This window comes from Pantoea sp. SM3, from assembly GCF_000963995.1.
Classification (GTDB): Bacteria; Pseudomonadota; Gammaproteobacteria; order Enterobacterales; family Enterobacteriaceae; genus Pantoea; species Pantoea rwandensis_B.
This window is the reverse complement of record NZ_JZRD01000050.1, coordinates 37,693-57,750: the sequence shown is the minus strand read 5'-3', so window position 1 is coordinate 57,750 and position 20,058 is coordinate 37,693. Positions and strand designations below refer to the sequence as shown.

Below are 20,058 nucleotides of genomic sequence, written 5' to 3'. Positions count from 1 at the left end.
CCCGCCACTGGCGGGTCAACTTTGGTGATCGACAGCGGGCGATTGATGCCGTAGCTGCCAATGGTTGCGTAGACTCGCGCTAACTGTAACGGCGTTACCATTAGCCCGTAGCCGAAAGAGAAGGTGGCCCTCTCTATGTCAGACCACCGTTGTTTTTGAGGGTATAAGCCACTACTTTCCCCGACCAGCCCCAAATTGGTCGGTTTACCCAGTCCAAAGCGCGCGTAAGTGTCTACGAGTGCTGAGGAGGGCATCGCTAACGCCAAACGTGAAACCCCGACGTTACTCGACTTCTGTAAAACCCCGGTAAGGGTCAATTCGTTGTAGCGCGCCACGTCCTTGATCTCATGACCATTGACGCGGTACGGCACGGTATTCAGTACGCTGTTCTCTTTCACCACACCACGCTGCAGCGCGGTCATCACCACCATCGGTTTCACGGTCGAGCCGGGCTCGAAGATGTCGGTAATGGCACGGTTGCGCATCACATCTTTCGGCGTGTTGGAGAGATTGTTCGGGTTGTAAGCCGGGCTGTTCGCCATCGCCAGCACTTCGCCGGTGTTCACATCCACCAGAACGGCAGTGCCTGACTCCGCCTTGTTGAAGGCTACGGCATTGTTCAATTCGCGGTAAACCAACGCCTGCAAACGCTCGTCGATACTGAGCGTCAGGTTGTGCGCCGCGCGGCTGTCCACGGAGGAGATATCTTCGATCACACGACCATAGCGATCTTTACGCACCGTACGCTCGCCTGGCGCACCGGTCAGCCACTTGTCGAAGCTCTTTTCGATGCCCTCAATGCCCTGGCCATCAATGTTGGTAAAGCCGATCAGATGCGCAGTGACCTGACCCGCTGGATAGTAGCGGCGCGACTCTTCACGCAGATAAATGCCGGGTAACTTGAGCTTTTTGACGTACTCGCCAATGGCCGGATTCACCTGGCGCGCCAGATAGATAAAGCGCCCTTTGGGATTGGCATTCACGCGCGCGGCGAGTTGATCGAGTGGGATAGATAAGGCATCTGAGAGGGCTTTCCAGCGGCTGTCGAGTGACACACCACCATGTTCCATCAGTTCTTTAGGGTCAGCCCAGATGGCATTCACCGGTACACTGACAGCCAATGGACGGCCAGCACGGTCGCTGATCATGCCACGTGCAGTAGGAACAGATTGCACCCGCAGCGAACGCAAATCCCCTTCTTTCACCAGTTTATCCGGGCTGATGACCTGTAACCACGCCACGCGTGACAGCAATCCGCCCAAAGCCAGTAAAATACAGCCGCACAGCAACGCAAAACGCCAGCTTATAAAGCTGGCCTTATCTTCCTGTTTTTTTAACTTCAGCGTTTTGCCTGCGCCGCTCATTGAGGTCTGCGATTCCTTATTTATCTCTGCACCACGATATTTTCCTGTGAAGGATCAACATGCTGCATCTGCAGCTTATCGGTTGCTATTCGCTCAACCCGGCTATGATCCCCGAGCGCATTCTCTTCCAAAATCAGGTTACGCCACTCGATATCGAGCGCATCACGTTCTAAAACCAACTGTTCGCGCTGCGCCGTTAACAGGCGCGTTTTGTGTGTGGTGGTGACCACTAACACCGAGGACACAAGCACCGCAATCAGTAGCAACACCGGGATCTTGCCGAATCGCAGCAGGTCACCGCCGATGACGCCAGGCAGGCTGTGTCGCTCGTTGCCAATCATGTCGCGGTCCTCTCAGCAATTCGCAGTACCGAACTGCGCGCGCGTGGGTTCTCGTTAACTTCCGCTTCGCCCGGAATCAGCTTGCCTAAGGTTTTCAGCTCACGTCCGCCCAGCGCTTTAAGCTGGCTTTCGGTCATTGGAATACCCGCTGGAACTTGCGGGCCACGGCTTTGATCGCGCATAAAGCGTTTGACCAATCGATCTTCCAGCGAGTGGAAGCTGATAACCGATAAACGACCGCCAGGTGCCAGCACCGACATTGCCCCTTTCAGCGCGGTGTCGATCTCTTCCAGTTCGCTGTTGATCCAGATACGAATCGCCTGGAAGGTGCGCGTGGCCGGATGCTTAAACTTGTCTTTCACTGGCATCGCAGCAGCGATCACAGTGGCTAATTCCTTGGTGCGCGTCATTGGCTGTTCACGATTGCGCTCGACGATGGCGCGTGCGATACGTTTACCAAACTTCTCTTCACCGTAGGTCTTGATGACGAAGGCGATATCGGCTTCCTCGGCGTTCATCAGCCACTCGGCCGCAGACTGGCCCCGTGTCGGGTCCATACGCATATCCAGTGGCCCATCACGCATAAACGAGAAACCGCGCTCTGCGTCATCCAACTGCGGTGATGACACGCCAAGATCGAGCAGTACGCCATCGATCTTGCCGGTGAGACCACGCGCTTCGACATACTCTGCCAGCGCCGAAAAGGGTCCGTGCACAATCGAAAAACGTGGATCCTGAATTTCAGCTGCGGCGGCTATGGCTTGCGGATCGCGATCGATCGCCAGTAACTGCCCTTTTTCGCCCAGTTGCGAAAGGATCAGACGTGAGTGACCGCCGCGCCCAAAAGTGCCGTCAATGTAAATGCCGTCTTCCCTGATATTGAGGCCGTTAACCGCCTCATCCAGCAGCACTGTGGTGTGTTTAAAATTATCCTGCATAGCTATAGCGACAAGTCCTGCAACCGCTCAGATAAAGGCTCCTGAGCCGACTGTTCTGCGTCAATATCGTCCTTAACTTGTTGATACCAGGTCTGTTCATCCCACAGCTCAAACTTATTGAACTGTCCAACCAGCATCACTTCTTTGGTCAGGCTCGCATGTTGCCGTAGCGTATTCGCCAGCAACAAACGACCTGCATTATCCATCTGGCATTCACTGGCATGTCCTAACAGCAGTCGCTGCACGCGACGTTCATTCGGATTCATGCTGGATAAGCGCGCCAGTTTTTTCTCGATGATTTCCCATTCGGGCAGGGTATAAAGCAACAGACATGGCTGGTGGAGGTCAATGGTGCACACCATTTGCCCCTGAGACTCCGCGACAAGCAATTCACGATAGCGTGTTGGTACCGCCAATCGGCCTTTGCCGTCGAGATTGACTAACGTTGCTCCTCGGAACATGTCAGTCCTACCCCCCAATCACCCGTTTTCACCACTTTATCCCACTTTTTACCACGAAACGAGTTTACGGAGCCTATGAAATCCTTGTCAAGCCGCAACGACAAGTGAATATCACTCTTTACAAGGGTGAGAATTATTTAATGGAGGGCAATTAAGGGGAATGATTGGCAAAATAAGAAATTAACCTGATGAATAATGGAATAAAAATTTTCACGATTTGAAAAATGGTGAAAAATAAAGCGTTTTAATCGCAAAAGATAATTATCCCGGGATATGCGACAGCGGCTGCATTTTAGGGGATTTCTGAAAGGAAGCCCAGCACCATCGCGCCGGCTCTGCTACGCGTCACTGCTGAAGATGTAAACAAATAAGAAAATTCAGCGCAGTTAATTCGTTAGGGAAAGTGGTGACTATTTACGCTTTTTTACCCCAGTCCTATGGCAGAAAAATATCTGGATGATTAATAAGTGCGGGCAGCGATCTGCCCGCGATTTCATTTCATACGTCGGCTTAATTGGCCACGACGGAATAAATTGCGGCGAATACGGGTTAATCCCGGCTTCGGTTTACGCGGTTCATCCAGCGAGGCCAAAACTAATTCCAGCACGCGCTCGGCGACATCGCGATGACGCTGCCCCACCGCCAGTACCGGGCACTCTAAAAAGTCCAGTAATTCGTGGTCGCCAAAGGTGGCGATAGCCAGATCAGTGGGCAGGCGACCATCACGCTTCAGGGTGATATCCATCACGCCCTGAAGCAGACCGAATGAAGTGGTAAACAACGCATCCGGCATCGGATGATCTTCGAGGTATTTCTCGAACAGAGTGGCAGCCGCAGCGCGATCAAAGCTGTTGCAGTAGAGGTAATCCACCGTACGTTCATCGTCTTTCCACGCATCGCGGAAGCCCATTTCACGCAGGAAACTGACTGAAAGCTCAGGCAAGGCCCCAAGGAACAGCACGTTTTTCACCGGAAGTTGACGCAATTCAGCCGCCAGTGCATGCGCATCGTCCTGATCGGCACCGACCACACTGGTGAAGTGTTCACGATCCAGCGCGCGGTCCAACGCGATAATCGGCAGCGGATCGTTGATCCAGCGCTGATAAAACGGGTGTTCTGGCGGCAGTGAGGTGGAAACGATGATCGCATCCACCTGGCGCTGTAGCAGATGTTCAATACAGCGCATTTCATTGTCAGGCTGATCTTCCGAGCAGGCAATCAGCAGCTGATAGCCACGTTGACGTGCCTGGCGCTCCAGATAATTGGCAATGCGCGTGTAACTGGTGTTCTCAAGATCCGGGATCACCAGACCAATTGAACGCGTACGCCCGGCGCGAAGGCCTGCCGCAACAGCATTGGGGTGATAATTATGTTCACGCACCACCGCCATCACTTTTTCGACGGTTTTGTCGCTGACACGATACTGCCGCGCTTTGCCATTAATAACGTAGCTGGCCGTGGTGCGCGACACGCCCGCCAGGCGCGCAATTTCATCCAGTTTCACGATGACACCTTAATTCTGATAAGCCAGGGCTGGGCAAATGTCCGCAGAGTAGCTATGGGTAAAACATTTGTAACATCTAACCGCAGAACACTACGCTGAGCAACCGCTTTTATCGGGCAGCACTCACAAGCGCATTAAATAAAAAAACCCGGCATTACGCCGGGTTAGCTTTGAAGCAGGATGATAACTCTGCGGAATTAACGCATCACACGATCGCCACGTGACACGCCCACAATCCCTGATCGCGCCACTTCAACGATCTCAGCAACATCGCGCACCGTGTTAAGGAAGGCGTCGAGTTTATCGCTGGTGCCTGCCAGCTGAACCGTGTACAGCGTTGGCGTCACATCGATAATCTGGCCACGGAAAATTTCCGCGCTGCGCTTCACTTCTTCACGGCCATACCCGCTTGCCTGAATCTTCACCAGCATGATTTCACGTTCAACGTAAGCACCCTGCCCTAACTCGCTGACACGTAACACGTCCACCAGCTTGTGCAGTTGCTTCTCAATCTGCTCCAGCACTTTTTCATCGCCGACCGTCTGAATGGTCATGCGTGACAGCGTTGGATCGTCGGTTGGCGCAACGGTCAGGCTTTCGATGTTGTAGCCGCGCTGTGAGAACAAGCCCACCACGCGAGACAATGCGCCGGATTCATTTTCCAGCAATACCGATAACACACGACGCATAATTAAGTCCTCTCCGTTTTGCTCAGCCACATCTCATCCATCGAACCACCGCGAATCTGCATCGGGTAAACGTGCTCGCTGCCGTCGATATTCACATCAACAAACACCAGACGCCCTTTCGCCAGGGTATCCAATGCCAGCTGCAGCTTCTCTTCCAGCTCAGCGGGGTGCGCGATGGAAATACCCACGTGTCCGTAGGCTTCGGCTAAACGCACAAAGTCAGGCAGAGATTGCATGTAGGATTGCGAGTGGCGGCCGGAATAAATCATATCCTGCCACTGTTTCACCATACCGAGGAAACCGTTGTTGAGGTTCAGTACCAGCACCGGCAAATCGTACTGCAGCGCAGTCGACAGTTCCTGGATGTTCATCTGAATACTGCCATCACCGGTCACGCAGATGACGGTTTCATCCGGCAGCGCCATTTTCACGCCCAGCGCAGCCGGTAAGCCGAAGCCCATGGTGCCAAGGCCACCGGAGTTGATCCAGCGACGCGGCTTATCAAACTGATAATAGAGCGCGGCGAACATCTGATGCTGACCGACGTCAGAGGTAACGTACGCATCCCCCTTAGTCAGACGCCAAATGGTTTCGATAACCGCCTGCGGTTTGATCTTGTCGCTGGTGCGATCAAATTCCAGACACTTACGGCTACGCCAGCCATCAATGGTCTGCCACCAGTCGCGAAGGCTATCCAGCTCTTGCTTCGCATCGCTTTGCGCCAGCAGTTCCAGCATCTGCGACAGCGTCTGCTTCGCATCACCCACAATGGGGATATCGGCGCTGACGGTTTTGGAAATCGAGGTCGGATCGACGTCGATATGCATGATGGTGGCGTTCGGGCAATATTTTGCCAGGTTGTTGGTGGTACGATCATCGAAGCGCACACCAATGCCGAAAATCAAATCAGCATTGTGCATGGTCATGTTGGCTTCGTAAGTACCGTGCATGCCCAGCATGCCTACGCTCTGGCGATGCGTGCCAGGGAACACGCCGAGTCCCATCAGTGACATGGTGACCGGAATATTCAGCTGTTCAGCTAACTGCAGCAGCTCCGCCTCACAGCCTGACATAATCGCACCGCCACCGGCATAAATCACCGGCTTATGCGCGGCCAGCAGCGTTTGCAGTGCACGCTTAATCTGTCCTTTATGTCCCTGAATCGTCGGGTTATAAGAGCGCATGCTGACCGACTCAGGATAGACGTACGGCAGTTTGTTCGCTGGGTTAAGAATGTCTTTTGGCAGGTCGATCACCACCGGGCCTGGGCGGCCGCTTGCTGCCAGCCAGAAGGCTTTTTTCAGCACGGTTGGGATCTCTTCGGCGTTTCTCACCAGGAAGCTGTGTTTGACCACCGGACGGGAAATCCCGACCATGTCGCACTCCTGGAACGCATCGTAGCCGATCAGTGAAGACGGCACCTGACCCGACAGAATCACCATCGGAATCGAATCCATGTAGGCCGTCGCAATACCGGTAATGGCATTGGTTGCGCCTGGACCTGAGGTGACCAGCACCACGCCGACTTCGCCGGTCGCGCGTGCCAGACCATCAGCCATATGCACTGCGCCTTGCTCGTGACGCACTAATACGTGGTCAATACCACCGACCGTTTGCAGCGCATCGTAAATGTCGAGCACTGCTCCGCCCGGATAGCCGAATACCTGCTTAACGCCCTGATCGATTAACGAACGGACGACCATTTCGGCTCCTGACAACATCTCCATTTTCTGCCTCCAGGCTTGAGGAACCGGATCCCGTGACGCGCATTGCCCCTGCGCCACTGGCACCCAGCCCCGTATTCGCCAGTTAAGATCAAAACCTTATGTTTATGCTCAGATGACAGAATTCATTTCTGCCTTCCAGGTACAGGGAATCTACTTGAGTTGATTCTTTTAAGAGTAGGTCGATTACCATAACCGCAGAAAACCCGGCCTGCAAACGACAGGACGCTGCGACAGGCTTATTTCGGCACAAAAGGCACTGACACGTGATAATCGCTCGCGAGGATTAAACTAATGCCATCCCACAACCACAGATGAAAATGCTGGTTTCATGATTATTTGCAGCGTGTTCTAAGAAATATGATTTTCATATTGCCTGGCCGGTTAGCCCACAATTTTTCCTGAATATTACTTTCTGGCGTGATTAACTTCAAAATCCGCTTCTTGCATGACATTGTGCTAAGCAACCCGCCAAATCTTGTTTTTATGATTGTACCGAAAACCCAGATAAACCCATTAAATTCAATGCATTAAAATTAATTCGCTTTTTTGAAAAATTTTTTAGGCTGTTTAAGCCATTATGCATGCCGCTAATTAATGCCAAAGCTCTGTATAGCGGGATATTCGCAGCAGATCACCCTTAACCGACAAAAGAAATACCCTTTCACTTAGGGTTGACTTCCCGCAGCAATCCCAGTATCAATATGTGCAGCACAAAATTTACGAGGTTTGATTCATGTTTCATTCTTTCCGCCTACTCGGTCTACTACTAAACGCATTCAGTTTGCGCGGTAGACTTGTGGGTGGAATCAATCACTGATTCGAACCTGAAGAAGTTTAAAGAACCCGCGCCGATGCGCGGGTTTTTTTATGCTCGTTACACCGGCGAAGTTGAGTTAAAGCAAAAGGAAGATGACCATGAGCCAGCAAGTTATTATTTTCGATACCACTCTGCGCGACGGCGAGCAGGCATTACAGGCCAGCCTGAGTGTTAAAGAAAAACTGCAGATCGCCCTGGCGCTGGAGCGTATGGGCGTGGATGTAATGGAAGTCGGTTTCCCTATCTCTTCGCCTGGCGATTTCGAATCGGTGCAGACCATCGCGCGCTCGGTGAAAAACAGCCGCGTTGCCGCCCTGGCTCGTTGTGTGGATAAGGATATTGATGCCGCCTACGAGGCCTTGCGTGTGGCTGAAGCATTCCGCATTCATACTTTCCTCGCCACTTCGCCAATGCATATCGCCACCAAATTGCGCAGTACGTTGCCTGATGTGATTGACCGCGCGGTAGCCTCGATTAAACGTGCCCGCAACTACACCGATGACGTTGAGTTCTCTTGCGAAGACGGCGGTCGTACACCGATTGACGATCTGTGCCGCGTGGTAGAAGCCGCGATTAACGCCGGCGCGACCACCATCAACATCCCGGATACGGTCGGCTACACCTTACCGCACGAGTACGCCAACATCTTCAGCCAGTTGCGCGAACGCGTACCGAATATCGATAAAGCCATTTTGTCCGTTCACACCCATGATGATTTAGGCATGGCAACCGGCAATGCCGTAGCAGCGGTGTTAGCGGGTGCGCGTCAGGTTGAAGGCACCATCAATGGCCTGGGTGAACGTGCCGGTAACTGTGCACTGGAAGAAATGATCATGACGATTAAAACCCGTCAGCAGATCATGAACCTGCACACCAATATTCATCATCAGGAAATCTACCGCACCAGCCAGTTGATCAGCCAAATCTGCAACATGCCGATTCCGGCCAACAAAGCGATCGTCGGCACCGGTGCTTTCGCCCACTCTTCCGGTATCCATCAGGATGGCGTGTTGAAGAACCGCGAGAACTACGAAATCCTGACCCCGGAATCCATCGGCCTGCATAAAATCCAGTTAAACCTGACCTCACGTTCAGGCCGCGCTGCGGTAAAACATCGCATGGAAGAGATGGGCTACAAAGACTCCGACTACAACGTTGATGCTTTGTACGATGCCTTCCTGAAACTGGCCGATAAGAAAGGCCAGGTATTTGATTACGACCTGGAAGCGCTGGCCTTCATCAACAAACAGAATGAAGAGCCAGAGTATTTCCAACTGAACGAATTCAATGTGCAGACCGGTTCCAGCGTGACTGCTACCGCGTCTGTGCAGTTGGGCTGTGGCGAAGAGACCAAAGCCGATGCCGCGACCGGTAACGGCCCGGTGGATGCCGTGTATCAGGCCATCAACCGCATCACCGGCTTTGAAGCCGAGCTGGTGAACTACAAGTTGACGGCGAAAGGCCACGGCGAGAATGCGCTGGGCCAGGTTGATATCGTGGTGAACTACAACGGTCGTAAATTCCATGGCGTTGGCCTGGCGACCGATATCGTCGAATCTTCTGCCAAGGCTATGGTGAACGCCCTGAACAACATCTGGCGCGCCAAACAGGTAGAAAAAGAATTGCAGCGTAAATTTAAAGATCAGAAGGAAACGGTGTAACTATGACTCAGTCTTATCATATTGCGGTAATGCCAGGCGACGGAATCGGCCCGGAAGTGATGGCGCAGGCCATCAAAGTTCTCGATGCAATTCGCGCACGCTTCGACATGCGTATCACCACCAGCGAATATGATGTTGGCGGTATCGCCATCGATCGTCACGGTGAACCGCTGCCGCCTGCTACTGTGGCCGGTGCTGAGCAAGCCAATGCGATTCTGTTCGGCTCTGTTGGTGGTCCAAAATGGGAACACCTGCCGCCGGCGGGTCAGCCTGAGCGTGGTGCACTGTTGCCGCTGCGTAAACACTTTAAGCTGTTCAGCAATCTGCGCCCCGCTTCCTTATATAAAGGTCTGGAAGCGTTTTGCCCACTGCGCAGCGACATCGCCGCACGCGGTTTCGACATCCTGTGCGTGCGTGAATTAACCGGCGGTATCTATTTCGGTCAGCCAAAAGGTCGCGAAGGTAGCGGTCCGCATGAGCGTGCATTTGATACCGAGGTGTATCACCGTTTCGAGATCGAGCGTATTGCGCGCAACGCCTTTGAAGCCGCACGCAAGCGTCGTAACAAAGTGACGTCAGTGGATAAAGCTAACGTGCTGGCAACCTCTGTGATGTGGCGTGAGATCGTCAACGAAGTGGCAAAAGATTATCCGGATGTGCAACTGAGCCACATGTACATCGATAACGCCACCATGCAGCTGATTAAAGATCCATCACAGTTTGACGTGCTGCTCTGTTCTAACCTGTTCGGTGACATCCTGTCAGACGAATGTGCAATGATCACCGGTTCCATGGGCATGCTGCCTTCTGCCAGCATTAACGAAGAGGGTTTCGGTTTGTATGAGCCTGCGGGCGGTTCTGCGCCAGATATCGCCGGTCAGAACATTGCCAACCCGATTGCACAGATTCTCTCGTTGTCTCTGCTGTTGCGCTTTAGCCTGAATGCAGGTGAAGCCGCAGACAGTATCGAGCGTGCGGTCAGCCGTGCGCTCGAAGCGGGCCATCGTACCCGCGATTTAGCCGGTAACGGCCCAGCTGTGAGCACAGATGAAATGGGCAGCATCATTGCCGGTTTTATCGCTGAGGAAAAATAATAAAATGAAAAGCTTATACCAGAAGTTATTTGATGCACATGTCGTCCACGAAGCACCTAACGAAACCCCGTTACTGTACATCGATCGCCATCTGATCCATGAAGTGACGTCACCGCAGGCCTTCGATGGCCTGCGCGCGCACGGCCGCAAAGTACGCCAGCCGTCGAAGACGTTCGCCACCATGGATCACAACGTTTCTACCCAGACCAAAGACATTAACGCGTCGGGTGAGATGGCGCGTATTCAGATGCAGGAGCTGATCAAGAACTGTGCTGAGTTCGGCATTCAGCTGTATGACCTGAATCACCCGTTCCAGGGCATCGTGCACGTTATCGGACCTGAACAAGGGATGACACTGCCGGGCATGACCATCGTCTGCGGCGATTCCCATACCGCCACCCACGGCGCATTCGGCTCGCTGGCATTCGGTATCGGTACCTCCGAAGTTGAACACGTGTTTGCTACCCAGACCCTGAAGCAGGGCCGTGCCAAAACCATGAAGATTGAAGTGCTGGGTGAAGCGGCACCAGGCATTACGGCCAAAGATATCGTGTTGGCGATTATCGGTAAAACCGGCAGCGCCGGCGGTACCGGTCACGTTGTCGAATTCTGTGGCCCAGCGATTGAAGCGCTGAGCATGGAAGGCCGTATGACGCTGTGTAACATGGCGATTGAAATGGGTGCCAAAGCGGGTCTGGTCGCACCGGATGACACCACTTTCGCTTACCTGAAAGACAAACAGTTCGCACCGAAAGGCGAGCAGTGGGATGAAGCCGTCGCTTACTGGCGTACAATGAAGTCCGACAGCGATGCCAAATTTGACACCATTGTCACCCTGAACGCGGCCGATATTGCTCCGCAGGTGACCTGGGGCACCAACCCAGGCCAGGTGATGGCGGTTGATCAGGCGATCCCAAATCCTCAGTCATTTGCCGATCCGGTTGAACGTGCTTCTGCCGAGAAAGCCTTGGCTTACATGGATTTGCAGCCGGGTATCAAACTGACTGAAGTCGCTATCGACAAAGTCTTTATCGGCTCCTGCACCAACTCACGAATTGAAGATTTGCGCGCAGCGGCAGCCATCGCTAAAGGCCGTAAAGTCGCACCTGGCGTTGTTGCCATGGTCGTCCCTGGCTCAGGCCCAGTGAAGGCACAAGCCGAAGCCGAAGGTCTGGACAAAATCTTCCTGGAAGCGGGTTTTGAATGGCGTCTGCCGGGTTGCTCCATGTGTCTGGCGATGAACAATGACCGTCTGAACCCAGGCGAGCGTTGTGCCTCCACCAGTAACCGTAACTTTGAAGGTCGTCAGGGCCGTGGCGGTCGCACTCACTTAGTGAGCCCGGCGATGGCTGCAGCGGCAGCAGTAACCGGTCGTTTTGCCGACATTCGTGAATTGACTCAGGGAGCTTAAGCCATGGCGAACAAATTTACTCAACACACTGGCATTGTAGCGCCACTGGATGCCGCAAACGTCGATACCGATGCCATCATTCCAAAGCAGTTCCTGCAAAAAGTGACGCGCACCGGTTTTGGTGCGCACCTGTTCCACGACTGGCGTTTTGAAGATGATGCGGGCACCGTGCCAACCCCAGGTTTCGTGCTGAACAAGCCGGAATTTAAAGGCACCAGCATTTTGCTGGCGCGTGAAAACTTCGGCTGCGGCTCATCACGTGAGCACGCACCGTGGGCGCTGACCGACTTCGGTTTCCATGTGGTGATTGCACCAAGCTTCGCGGATATTTTCTATGGCAACAGCTTCAACAACCAGTTGCTGCCGGTGAAGTTGAGCGATGAAGAAGTGGATGAGATGTTCAAACTGGTGGCCGCGCAGCCAGGCGTGACCTTTACCGTGAATCTGGAAGCCCAGACCGTCACGGCAGGTGATAAGTCTTACAGCTTTGAAATCGACAGCTTCCGCCGTCACTGCATGATTAACGGACTCGACAGCATTGGTTTGACGCTGCAACACGAAGCGTCCATCTCCAACTACGAGAACACTCAGCCAGCATTCCTGCGTTAATGCCCTTTTCGGTGCGCTTCAATGCGTACCGAAAAGATTCGCCCTGAATGTCTATATAGTCGCCTTTGCTGGCGACTTTTTATTTATTGGGCATCACGCACGCGCGACGCCAGCCCCAGCGCCACAACCGCCATCGCTAATGCCAGCCAATACACCGACTCATGGCCAAAGCGCTCGCTCAGCGTGCCCTGTATCAATCCCGCAATAATCAAACCGGTCGATATCGAGGTGGTAAACATCGTGGTCGCCGCGCCCGCGCGTCCCGGCATGAGATCCTGAAACCACAACATGCCAATCCCGGCGACGATGCCGATAAACGCCGCGTTGAACAGCTGCAGCACCATCAATGCCGTGCGCGACTTGAACAACACCAGTCCGAGATAGAACAGGATCGCCGCCACTAGCGCTAACAGCACCAACTTGCGCTTACCAAAGCGTTTGGCATAGTGCCCAGCCAGCAGCATGATAGGAATCTCCAGCCCTGCCGCCGTCCCCATCAATAATCCCGCCAACTTTTCCGGCAGCCCCAGCGTTGAGCTGATATACAGCGGCATGTCGATGATATACATGGTGTTGCACGCCCACATCACCACGGAGGCGATAAACAGCATCCGCACCTGGCTATCTTTCCACGGGCTGAGCTGGGTCAATACCTGCTCTGGCGTCGCGGCCACGCGCGGTACCGATGGCAGAGTACGCCAAATCAACAGCATACTGAGCAGGAAGATCGCCGCCGCTACGCAGAACAGCGTCACGAAGCCATAATTGAGGGCTAAGGCGAACGACAGCGGCGGGCCAATCACCCACGCCAGCGACAGTTGCGCACGCATCACCGAGCTGAACATCACCACTTCACGCGCCGACTGATCGGCATATTCCCGTGCCAGCGCAAATATCTGCGGTATTGCCACGCTGGCCAGTGCCGATAGCAACACCCCCACGCTGATCAGCGTCAGGTAATGACGATTAAAGGCAAACAGCAGCGCATTCAGTACCGCCATCAGGCAGCAAAATAGAATCAGATTGCGACGATCGCCACGATTGTCCGAACGCTTCGCCATTAGGAGGCTAATCACGATCCCGGCAATCGCGTTAATGGTAAAAAACAGCCCAACCCAAAACGGTCGCACCTGCACTTCGCGCGTCAAAAATAAACTGAGCGTGGGCGCCTGTAGAGCACCGGCGACGCCGGTCATAAACGACACCGCCATAAAAGAGAGATAAACCGGGTTGAGACGACGCTGGCGCGTTAACAGCGATTTCATGCAGAAATCCCTTTGCGGAGAAATGAGGCTAAGACAAAGAGGGTAGAAGATTTCACAGCAAAACGAAAAAAGCCAGCAGAGAAAACGCTGCTGGCGGTGAAATGCACCCTACTCAGAAAAGGCTCCACGTCGGCGGAACCGCTGGCAGAGCGCCATTCATTGCTGAATGCCTCCCGCTCTTCCATTACCTGGCAGTATGCCTCTAATATGGGGCAGGAAAAACTGAGCGATTCTGAGAAGGAGTTCCCCTTTTATGTCCTCTGCGCGACTGCAACAGCAGTTCATCCGCCTATGGCAAAGCTGCCAGGGAATGGACCAGGAAACCACCTTAAGCGATCTGGCTGAACGGCTGCACTGTTCGCGACGCCATATGCGCAATCTGCTAAATGCCATGCAGGATGCGGGCTGGCTGATTTGGCAGGCAGAAGCCGGGCGCGGCAAGCGTTCTAGTCTGAGCTTCAATTACACCGGCTTAGCACTGCAGCAACAGCGCGCGGAAGATTTACTGGAGCAGGACCGCATCGAACAGTTGGTGCAACTGGTGGGCGATAAGAATCAGGTGCGGCAGATGATTGCGGCCCATCTCGGGCGTAGTTTCCGCCAGGGCAAACATATCCTGCGCGTGCTCTATTACCGCCCGCTGCCTAATCTGCTGCCTGGCTCGCCGCTGCGTCGTTCGGAAACCCATCTGGCGCGACAAATCTTTAACGGCCTGACGCGAATAAATGAGGAAAAGGGGGAAATCGAAGCGGATATCGCCCACCACTGGCAACAAACCTCCCCGCTCCACTGGCGTTTCTTTTTACGACCCGCGATTCGCTTCCACCACGGCCGCGAACTGGAGATGGAAGACATCATCGCCTCACTGGAACGGGTACGCAGTCAGCCGCTGTTCTCACATATTGATAAACTGCACTCTCCCGCGCCCTGGACACTGGATATTCATCTGGCGCAGCCTGATGACTGGCTGCCCTGGCTGCTGGCCAGCGTCAGCGCCATGATCCTGCCGCGTGAGTGGCCGACGTTGCGCCATTTTGCCCGTCAACCCATCGGCACCGGCCCCTACAGTGTGGTACGCAATCAGCAGACGCAGCTGAAAATTGCCGCCTTTGATGACTATTTTGGCTATCGCGCGCTGATTGATGACGTGTCGATTTGGGTGCTGCCGGAAATCAGCGACGAGCTGGTGTATGCCGGCGTTAAGCTGCAGGGGGAAACCGCCGATGAGAAGTCCGAAGAGAGCCGTCTGGAAGAAGGCTGCTATTTCCTGTTGTTCGACCAGCGCTCAGAGCGTGGTAAGGATACCCATTTTCGCCGCTGGGTGAGCTATCTACTCAATCCGATTGCCCTGCTCAACCATGCGGGAGTGGGCTATCAGCGCTACTGGTTCCCGGCATACGGTTTCTTACCGCGCTGGCACCATCGCCGCGATCTCACCCCGGCCGAAAAGCCCGATGGGCTAACGCAACTGACCATCAGCTGGTATAGCCATCATGTTGAGCATGAAGGTATCGCTAACGCCCTGCGCCCGCTGCTGGCTGAACAGGGCGTTGAACTGATCACGCGCGAGCTGAGCTACGAAGAGTGGTTCGAAGGTGAAGGAGAGAGTGACATCTGGCTCGGCAGCGTCAACTTCACTCTGCCGCTCGACTACGCACTGTTTGCGCAGCTCTACGAATTGCCGCTCATGCATCACTGCGTTCCGATTGACTGGCACGCAGATGCACAACAGTGGCGACAGAAAGCCTTGCCTCTGGCCGAGTGGAGCAAACAGTTGGTGAACAGCGACTTTGTTCATCCGCTCTTCCATCACTGGTTACTGCTGGAAGGCCAGCGCAGTATGCGCGGTGTGCGGCTCAACACGCTCGGCTGGTTTGACTTTAAATCGGCCTGGTTTGCACCACCGGAGCTGTGACACTTTCGCGCTGTCACAGAAGTGTCTAAAATAAGCCGTTCTCAACGGGGTGCCCTGGTATCGGGCTGAGAGAAACCCGTCGAACCTGATCCGGCTCATACCGGCGTAGGGATTTGAGATGAGCGATAACTCAGATCCTTTGCGACTCAACTTTATCTTCTCCTCAAGGAGCGCAAAGTGTTAAAAAAAGTCTTGCCCGTGTTGCTGTTGGTCTCTGCCCCGGTGTTAGCTGCCAAGCCTGTTCTTACTGTTTACACCTACGACTCGTTCTCTGCAGAGTGGGGCCCCGGCCCTGCCGTCAAAAAAGCCTTTGAAGCCGAGTGCGGCTGCGAACTGAACTATGTGGCGCTGGAAGATGGCGTGTCACTGCTCAACCGCGTGCGGATGGAAGGCAAAAACAGCAAAGCCGATGTGGTGCTGGGCCTCGATAACAACCTCGTGCAAGCCGCCGAAAAAACCGGCCTGTTTGCGAAAAGCACCGTCGACACCAGTAAATTGCAACTGCCTGATAGCTGGCATAACGACACCTTCGTTCCGTTCGATTACGGCTACTTCGCCTTCGTCTACGATAAAAACAAGCTGAAGAACCCACCGAAAAGCCTGAAAGAACTGGTCGAAAGCCCGGAAAAGTGGCGCGTGATCTATGAAGATCCACGCACCAGCACACCGGGATTAGGCCTGCTGCTGTGGATGCAAAAAGTGTATGGCGATAAAGCACCTGACGCCTGGCAGAAGCTGGCACAGAAAACGGTCACCGTCACTAAGGGCTGGAGCGAAGCCTATGGCCTGTTCCTGAAAGGCGAAGGCGATCTGGTACTGAGTTACACCACCTCTCCCGCTTATCACATCATTGAAGAGAAGAAAGATAACTACGCCGCTGCGCCGTTTAGCGAAGGCCATTATCTACAAGTGGAAGTGGCTGCACAGCTCGCCAGCAGCAAACAGCCGAAACTGGCGCAGCAGTTTATGCAATTTATGGTGTCGCCAGCCTTCCAGCAGACCATTCCGACTGGCAACTGGATGTATCCGGTGATCAAAAGCGATCTGCCTGCGGGTTATCAGTCGCTGACCGTTCCGGCGAATGCGCTGCAATATCGCTCAGCCGAAGTGGCCGATCATCGCGCTGACTGGATTCGCACCTGGCAACAAGCCGTTAGCCGTTAATGCCAGCCTTGTTAATTCCTGGAAGTGCCGTTGCGCTGCTATTGTGCACAGTGGCACTGCTGGCGTTTGGTGCCTTAACGCTGGCCGCGCCCGTCACTGACTGGCGCGCCTTGCTCACTGACAGCTATCTGCATCACGTGCTGGCGTTTTCGTTTGAGCAGGCGCTGCTGTCCGCATTGTTCTCGGTGCTGCCATCAATTCTTCTGGCACGCGCGCTGTATCGCCGTCGCTTTCCAGGGCGCACGCTGCTGCTGCGTCTGTGCGCCATGACGCTGGTCTTGCCGGTTTTGGTTGCGGTATTTGGCTTGCTCAGTGTCTACGGTCGCAGCGGCTGGCTGGCTCAACTCTGCGCCTTAGCAGGACTCGACTACCACTTCTCACCCTATGGTCTGCAGGGCATTCTGCTGGCACACGTGTTCTTCAATCTGCCGCTCGCCACCCGCATGCTGTTGCAGGCGCTGGAAAGTATTCCCGGTGAGCAGCGTCAGTTAGCCGCCCAGCTTGGCTTGCGCGGGTGGAACCAGTTTCGTTTCGTCGAGTGGCCATGGCTGCGACGCCAGATTCTGCCCACCGCCGCACTGATTTTTATGCTGTGCTTCGCCAGCTTTGCCACCGTGCTGGCACTGGGCGGTGGACCGCGCGCCACCACGTTGGAACTGGCTATCTACCAGGCGCTGAGTTTTGATTACGATCCCAGCCGTGCAGCCCTGCTGGCACTGTTACAGCTTGGCTGTTGTCTGCTGCTGGTGCTGTTAAGCCAGCGCTTCAGCAAAGCCATCCCCACCGGCAGCCAAAATATTCGAGGCTGGCGTGATCCCCAGGATTGCTGGCATGCCCGGATCGGCGACACGCTACTGATTGTCTGTGCGCTACTGCTGTTACTGCCGCCGCTCGCTGCGGTGATCGTTGATGGCTTGCGCGGTGGTGTTGGAGGAGCGCTGCAACAACCCGCGTTATGGCAAGCGACCTTCACCTCACTGCGCATCGCCATCGGCGCCGGATTGCTGTGCGTGGTACTGACGATGATGTTGCTATGGAGCAGCCGTGAGCTACGGCAGCGTCAGCGCAACATGGCGGCACAGGCGATGGAACTGAGCGGCATGCTGATTCTGGCGATGCCAGGCATCGTGCTGGCCAGCGGTTTTTTCCTGCTGTTCAACGCCACCATCGGCCTGCCGCAGCGTGCCGATGGCTTAGTGATCTTCACCAATGCGCTGATTGCCATCCCCTATGCGATGAAAGTGCTGGAAAACCCGATGCGCGATATCAGCGCCCGTTACAGCCCGCTCTGCGCCTCACTGGGCATTGATGGTCTTCATCGCCTGAAACTGATTGAACTGCGCGCGCTGAAGCGGCCCATTGCGCAAGCGCTGGCGTTTGCCTGCGTACTGTCGATTGGTGATTTCGGCGTGGTGGCACTGTTTGGCAGCGCCGATTTCCGTACGCTGCCATTCTATCTGTTCCAGCAAATTGGCGCTTACCGCGGCGCGGACGGTGCCGTGACGGCACTGCTGCTGTTACTGCTGTGCCTGTTACTCTTTACCCTGATGGAAAAACTGCCGGGTCGCCATGCTGACACTGAATAACCTCACTTACCTTTACCAGCATCTGCCAATGCGCTTCCGTTTTGAAGCCCAGGCGGGTGAACGTCTGGCAATCCTTGGTCCCAGCGGCGCAGGCAAAAGCACCTTGCTCAGTCTGATCGGTGGTTTTTTGCCAGTGAGCCAGGGAACCCTGATGATGAATGGCGTCGATCACACGCGCAGCGTGCCCTCTGCACGGCCAGTGTCGATGCTGTTCCAGGAGAACAATCTCTTCCCGCACCTGACAGTGCAGCAAAATATGGGGTTAGGTTTGCATCCGGGCTTGAAACTGACGCGGGAACAGCAACAACAACTGGCCACCATCGCTGAGCAGACCGGATTAGCGGAGATGCTGAACCGCTTGCCCGCGGAGCTTTCTGGTGGTCAACGCCAGCGTGTAGCCTTAGCACGCTGCCTGTTGCGCGATCGGCCAATCCTGCTACTGGATGAACCCTTCTCTGCGCTCGATCCGGCGCTGCGCGGTGAGATGCTGCAACTGGTGCGTTCGGTGTGCGAAAGCCGCAACATTACTTTGCTGATGGTGTCGCATAGCCTGGAAGACGCTCAGCAAATTGCGCCGCGCAGTCTGGTGGTGGTTGATGGTCGGATTTACTGGGATGGCAGCACGGCGAGCTTGATCAGTGGAGAGAGTGAAGCGGCTGCCATCCTTGGCGTGAAAAGGCCTTAAGCGAAGAACACCTTCCACAACAGATGGCGGAAGATGGGCATCATCGGGTGATACTGAATGGCGATAAACGCGGCCACGCCGATAACAGCGGCCAGCGGTGCCAGCCAGCGCAAGCGCGCCTGCGGCAGATATTTCGTTGCCCAGTCAGTGGTATTGCCACTGCGCCACCAGCGCCACATCAGCCAGCAGCCCATCCACACCAGCAACGCCACCAGCAACAGCAGCCACTTAAAATTTCCGCCTTGCGCGGCCTGTGGCACATCAATCGCCACACCGGCGAGGATACCCGGCATCAGATAAGCCGGCGGCCAGAGAATACAGCCAATCAAATTGGGCGGCAGGAATTTGCGCACCGGCAGCTCCAGCATGCCCGCGGCCAATGGAATCAACGGACGCGTCGGGCCGACGAAGCGCCCCACCAGGATGGTAAACATGCTGTGTTCATGCAGCGCGTGCTCGGTTTTATCCAGCAGGCCCTGATACTTTTTCAGATATTTCCAGCGGTGTAATGGCCCCTGGAACTTCCAGCCGATGCCATACGAGACCCAGTCGCCAATCAGACAACCGGCAAAACCCGCCGCCCAGGCAGGATAAAGGCCAATCTGTCCGCTGCCCACCAGTGCCCCAAGGCTGGCCATTAATACGGTTCCTGGCAACAGCAATCCCACGAACGCCAGCGACTCAAGGAAGGTCACCAGCGCCACGGCCATCAGCGCGTACTCCAGCGATTGCGAAAACAGATGTTGAATCCAGGCTTCCATAACTATCCTCTGCGGAATATAGAGGCTGGATTGTCCGGAGCCAGCGCCGAACCGTCAAGGCAAGAA

At 54.8% G+C, this 20,058-nt stretch carries 18 protein-coding genes and 1 riboswitch; of the genes, 9 read left to right on the top strand and 9 right to left on the bottom strand.

Annotated features, from left to right (window positions below; genetic code table 11):
• From ftsI to ilvI, 7 genes are all read right to left on the bottom strand, one after another.
• Positions 1-1,364: peptidoglycan glycosyltransferase FtsI (gene ftsI, locus VI01_RS22820; protein ID WP_034825983.1), on the bottom strand; the 1,364-nt coding region annotated here is incomplete at its 3' end.
• 20 nt (positions 1,365-1,384) lie between these two features.
• A complete protein-coding gene (gene ftsL / locus VI01_RS22815; protein ID WP_034825986.1) occupies positions 1,385-1,705 on the bottom strand; it encodes a cell division protein FtsL in 321 nt (106 codons plus the stop codon).
• A complete protein-coding gene (gene rsmH / locus VI01_RS22810; protein WP_034825988.1) occupies positions 1,702-2,643 on the bottom strand; it encodes a 16S rRNA (cytosine(1402)-N(4))-methyltransferase RsmH in 942 nt (313 codons plus the stop codon). Before rsmH ends, ftsL begins: the two co-directional genes overlap by 4 nt.
• A 2-nt stretch (positions 2,644-2,645) precedes the next feature.
• Positions 2,646-3,104 (bottom strand): division/cell wall cluster transcriptional repressor MraZ, encoded by a 459-nt coding sequence (gene mraZ, locus VI01_RS22805; RefSeq protein WP_038649082.1) that lies wholly within the window; start codon positions 3,102-3,104, stop codon positions 2,646-2,648.
• 493 nt (positions 3,105-3,597) lie between these two features.
• Positions 3,598-4,608: a catabolite repressor/activator gene (gene cra, locus VI01_RS22800; protein ID WP_045816745.1), complete on the bottom strand. Its 1,011-nt coding sequence runs from the start codon at positions 4,606-4,608 to the stop codon at positions 3,598-3,600.
• A 197-nt stretch (positions 4,609-4,805) separates the two neighbouring features.
• Positions 4,806-5,297 (bottom strand): acetolactate synthase small subunit, encoded by a 492-nt coding sequence (ilvN, locus tag VI01_RS22795; RefSeq protein WP_034825997.1) that lies wholly within the window; start codon positions 5,295-5,297, stop codon positions 4,806-4,808.
• 2 nt (positions 5,298-5,299) lie between these two features.
• A complete protein-coding gene (gene ilvI, locus VI01_RS22790; protein ID WP_045816744.1) occupies positions 5,300-7,024 on the bottom strand; it encodes an acetolactate synthase 3 large subunit in 1,725 nt (574 codons plus the stop codon).
• 733 nt (positions 7,025-7,757) lie between these two features.
• On the opposite strand from ilvI, the gene leuL reads away from it, so the two are divergent.
• The 5 genes from leuL (at position 7,758) to leuD (ending at position 12,616) form a co-directional block, all read left to right on the top strand.
• The gene (gene leuL, locus VI01_RS25975) at positions 7,758-7,841 is read left to right on the top strand and encodes a leu operon leader peptide (RefSeq protein ID WP_101749442.1); all 84 of its coding nucleotides are present in this window, start codon (positions 7,758-7,760) and stop codon (positions 7,839-7,841) included.
• A gap of 98 nt (positions 7,842-7,939) precedes the next feature.
• Positions 7,940-9,502 (top strand): 2-isopropylmalate synthase, encoded by a 1,563-nt coding sequence (gene leuA / locus VI01_RS22785; protein WP_045816743.1) that lies wholly within the window; start codon positions 7,940-7,942, stop codon positions 9,500-9,502.
• A 2-nt stretch (positions 9,503-9,504) separates the two neighbouring features.
• Positions 9,505-10,596 (top strand): 3-isopropylmalate dehydrogenase, encoded by a 1,092-nt coding sequence (gene leuB, locus VI01_RS22780; RefSeq protein ID WP_045816742.1) that lies wholly within the window; start codon positions 9,505-9,507, stop codon positions 10,594-10,596.
• 4 nt (positions 10,597-10,600) lie between these two features.
• The gene (leuC, locus tag VI01_RS22775; RefSeq protein WP_034826009.1) at positions 10,601-12,007 is read left to right on the top strand and encodes a 3-isopropylmalate dehydratase large subunit; all 1,407 of its coding nucleotides are present in this window, start codon (positions 10,601-10,603) and stop codon (positions 12,005-12,007) included.
• A 3-nt stretch (positions 12,008-12,010) separates the two neighbouring features.
• Positions 12,011-12,616 carry a 3-isopropylmalate dehydratase small subunit gene (leuD, locus tag VI01_RS22770; RefSeq protein WP_045816741.1) on the top strand — a complete coding sequence of 202 codons (606 nt, stop codon included), beginning with the start codon at positions 12,011-12,013 and terminating at the stop codon, positions 12,614-12,616.
• 83 nt (positions 12,617-12,699) lie between these two features.
• On the opposite strand, the gene VI01_RS22765 is transcribed toward leuD, so the two are convergent.
• Positions 12,700-13,881 (bottom strand): MFS transporter, encoded by a 1,182-nt coding sequence (locus VI01_RS22765; RefSeq protein ID WP_045816740.1) that lies wholly within the window; start codon positions 13,879-13,881, stop codon positions 12,700-12,702.
• 253 nt (positions 13,882-14,134) lie between these two features.
• On the opposite strand from VI01_RS22765, the gene sgrR reads away from it, so the two are divergent.
• The 4 genes from sgrR to thiQ all read left to right on the top strand — a co-directional run bounded on the left by sgrR (position 14,135) and on the right by thiQ (position 19,231).
• Positions 14,135-15,796, top strand: coding sequence for an HTH-type transcriptional regulator SgrR (gene sgrR, locus VI01_RS22755; protein WP_045816739.1), 1,662 nt, complete (start codon positions 14,135-14,137; stop codon positions 15,794-15,796).
• Positions 15,797-15,831: 35 nt separating this feature from the next.
• Positions 15,832-15,926: riboswitch (TPP riboswitch) on the top strand.
• A gap of 47 nt (positions 15,927-15,973) precedes the next feature.
• A complete protein-coding gene (thiB, locus tag VI01_RS22750; RefSeq protein WP_045816738.1) occupies positions 15,974-16,960 on the top strand; it encodes a thiamine ABC transporter substrate binding subunit in 987 nt (328 codons plus the stop codon).
• Positions 16,960-18,546, top strand: a complete 1,587-nt coding sequence (gene thiP, locus VI01_RS22745) for a thiamine/thiamine pyrophosphate ABC transporter permease ThiP (protein WP_045816737.1) — start codon at positions 16,960-16,962, stop codon at positions 18,544-18,546. The genes thiB and thiP overlap by 1 nt, the downstream gene beginning before the upstream one ends.
• Positions 18,530-19,231: a thiamine ABC transporter ATP-binding protein ThiQ gene (gene thiQ / locus VI01_RS22740; RefSeq protein ID WP_045816736.1), complete on the top strand. Its 702-nt coding sequence runs from the start codon at positions 18,530-18,532 to the stop codon at positions 19,229-19,231. Before thiP ends, thiQ begins: the two co-directional genes overlap by 17 nt.
• On the opposite strand, the gene VI01_RS22735 is transcribed toward thiQ, so the two are convergent.
• Complete coding sequence (locus VI01_RS22735) at positions 19,228-19,992, bottom strand: DedA family protein (RefSeq protein ID WP_045816735.1); 765 nt, start codon at positions 19,990-19,992, stop codon at positions 19,228-19,230. The genes thiQ and VI01_RS22735 overlap by 4 nt on opposite strands.
• Between the last annotated feature and the right edge of the window lie 66 nt (positions 19,993-20,058).